At 32.9% G+C, this 2,997-nt stretch carries 2 protein-coding genes and 2 pseudogenes; 3 read left to right on the top strand and 1 reads right to left on the bottom strand.

Annotated elements, in window-relative coordinates; translation table 11 throughout:
• Together PVV65_RS09425 and PVV65_RS09420 are read left to right on the top strand one after the other, a co-directional pair.
• Positions 1-522 (top strand): annotated as a pseudogene (locus PVV65_RS09425) (virulence-associated protein E); the annotation flags it as partial.
• A gap of 590 nt (positions 523-1,112) precedes the next feature.
• Positions 1,113-1,360: pseudogene (locus tag PVV65_RS09420) on the top strand (hypothetical protein); the annotation flags it as partial.
• Positions 1,361-1,369: 9 nt separating this feature from the next.
• Here PVV65_RS09420 and PVV65_RS09415 read toward each other — a convergent pair.
• Positions 1,370-2,002, bottom strand: a complete 633-nt coding sequence (locus PVV65_RS09415) for a hypothetical protein (protein ID WP_273789983.1) — start codon at positions 2,000-2,002, stop codon at positions 1,370-1,372.
• A gap of 735 nt (positions 2,003-2,737) precedes the next feature.
• On the opposite strand from PVV65_RS09415, the gene PVV65_RS09410 reads away from it, so the two are divergent.
• Positions 2,738-2,997 (top strand): hypothetical protein (locus PVV65_RS09410; protein WP_273789982.1); only part of this gene is annotated, 260 nt, incomplete at its 3' end.

The raw sequence follows: 2,997 nt of genomic DNA, 5'->3' as shown, positions 1-2,997 counted from the left end.
CTTGCCAATGGACATGATGGGCGTCTTTTACTCACTTGTTATGCGGGCTGCTCTTTTAGAGAGATCATACAAGCGCTTAGAAGAATTGGCTTGCTTGGGAAACAAGCCTTTGTTGATAAAACTTATGATCACACGCTTTCTTTCTCAAAACAGTTTTCTGCTGATCTCAAAGGTGTAAAACAGAAAGCAGAGAGAGCAAAAGCAATTTGGCAACAAAGCCAACCGATTAAAAATACTTTAGCAGAAACCTATTTACGCAAGCGGGGGATTACTTGTGACTTATTTCCTTATTTACGCTTTCACGGCAAATGTCCACACCCATTAGGAATGACACTACCCGCGTTGGTTGCTCTTGTTAAGGGGGCTGGTTCCTTTGCAATCCATAGAACCTTTTTACAAGCCAATGGCTGCAAAACAGATCACAAACCAACCAAAGCCATGTTGGGATCTGTTATGGGCGGTGCTGTGCATTTAAGCCAAGACAATCCAAAACATCTGGTTATTTGTGAGGGCAAAGCAACCTTTTTTGAGGTCTTTAAAACAATCACGTAAAACTCTTTATATAACATTCTCATCAAGTATTTTTTTCCAAAAGAAAATGATCTAAGTGACTTTGTAAAAAGAGTTTTATCATTTTTGTCAGTCCATTCTAGCCCCTATATTATTTTTTAAAATGAGAAAAAATAAAAAGCACTATATTTCAATATGTTATAATTTTATAAATATACCTGATAGAGAAAATAGAACTCATAAATACAATCAATAGTATATATTTATCGTTTTTTATCAGTACTCTGTCAATAAATTGACCTGAAAAAAGTGATAATTTTAATGACATATAAAACCTATCAAAATACTTATTATGATATTTTAAAAGCACATAGTGCATTTGTCTTGAATGATGTGTGAAATAAATAACAAATTCCACTATTCTGCTACTGATAAGCATAATTTATAAAATTTATTTAAAGAAATTTATCGGTTTTCGTGTGTTTTTTCTTATTTTGTTATCGATATTTCTTTTGAATCAATTTAATAGATCTCATTTCGTCCCTTTATGGTCTTTGATCACAACATGCGCCAATAGAGTTTATTACAATATTGTTTAATCTATTAAGTCTGATAATAAATAAGTTACTTTACGCTCTCCTTTAGAGTTCCACCGTGAAAAGGCAACATCACCCCGTGAATTAGGAACCATGTTTGAAAACCTTTAAAGGCTTATTTGACGCAAGCCTTCATTCAAAAGAAAGAACACGAAACAGTTCAGATTTACTGTGAGTAGGCTAAAGAGCGTGAAGAGGAGGGGTGTGACATTGGCATCAACCTTGTGGCTAAAATTCGTGATTATGCTGCTATTTTCCTAACTCTACTTTGGGGCGATAAGACCCTCTTTGGCTAGTTTTTCAACAGTTGTTTCAGCAACGTTTACTATGAGATCAGAAAACGATGCAAAAGCATTTCCATCGCTAGTGCCGTTTGCTACCCATATGGCTTCTTTGTTTTTTGTATTGTTAATAAGTAAAACACTAACACTTATGCCGGGCTTATTAATATTATATCCACCGCTCACATAACCTGGTGTCGTCTCAGTTTTTATGGTAGCAAAGTTTCCAAATTCCGAAATAGTACTTGTAGAGGTTCCCGGATGATATGTTGGCGGGATATATGTCTGCGATATAGCACGATTATCAACGCTAACTATGAGGAGTGCATCTGCGCCTTTATTTGTTATAATTTTCCCTTTCTCTTTATAGGAATAATTACGAGTTGGAGGGAAAAGTTCTAATTCTCTCAATATCTGTACATTGTATTTAACAAGCGATTTCTCAAAGGTGTCTTCAAGTGCTTTTTGCTCAGAAATAGACATGCCAAAACCTAATATGACCATCTTTTTCGTTTGAAATCTTCCCTTGTAGTTTGGATCAACAATTCCGTTCAAATGTGTTATAGGACCACAAGCTGTGAGTATTAACAAACAAAGTAAAACAGAAAACTTCATCATCATAAACCTTTGATTAATGTCAAACGATTAATATCAAAAGTCTAATAATGTATTTATAATTCAAATTAAAGATATGATTTGAACTTTTAAATATTTTTTTTAGATTGTTTTGAGAAATTTAAGAAACCCTTTTAAGAAACCCTATTTTAAATAGAATACGCTTCTTTTTTTATGACCTTCTCATCAAGGAACTTTTCTCCAAAAGCAAATGATCTGAGTGGCTTTGTAAAAAGAGTTTTGTCATTTTTGTTAGTTTAGTCAGTTGTTTCTAGACCCTAGAGTATTTTTTTAAATGATATAAAAAATTAAAAACATTATATTTCAATATGTTAGTATTTTAATGATACAACCCTTATTAAGACACAACACGTAAATTCAATCAACAATATATATTTGTCAGTTATCTGTCAGTAAATTGAACTGACAAAAGTGACATTTTTAATGATTCATAAAACATATCAAAATGATCATTCTGATGTTTTTAAATACATAGTGCATTTATCTTGAATGATATGTGAAATAAATAGCAAATTTCACTACTGTGCTGATCTAACCATGCATCATAGGCTGTGGATAAATAGCCTTTTAAAGCCCCTTTTGAAAAAAATTATCCGTTTTTATGCATTTTTCTGCATTTTTTCTCAATTCGTCCAAAATGGATTTAATAAGCTTCATTTTGATTCTTTTGAAAAGAATTAACCCTCTCATACTAAAACGGAGCTCTGTTATAATATGCTGCAATCTCTTAAGTCTGATAATAAAAAAATCACTTTACGCTCTCTCTTACAATCCTATCGTGATCAAGCGATATCAGATGAGGATAAGCAAGCTGCTTTTGAAAAGTTTGTTATAGCCTATTTAACACAAGACCCATTGCAAAAGCAGGAATATGAAAGCGTTCAAACTTATAGAGAAGTCGCTGATGAAAAGGGATGGAAAGGAAGCGATATAGACACTGATATTGATTTGGTCGCAAAAGTTCGTGATCAAGA

Source organism: Bartonella sp. ML70XJBT, from assembly GCF_028618425.1.
GTDB lineage: Bacteria > Pseudomonadota > Alphaproteobacteria > Rhizobiales > Rhizobiaceae > Bartonella.
This window is presented reverse-complemented; position numbering and strand designations above follow the sequence as displayed.

Bases quoted from the DNA above. Each gene is read 5' to 3' on its own strand.
- PVV65_RS09415 (WP_273789983.1), bottom strand. From the start codon at position 2,002: ATGAAGTTTTCTGTTTTACTTTGTTTGTTAATACTCACAGCTTGTGGT.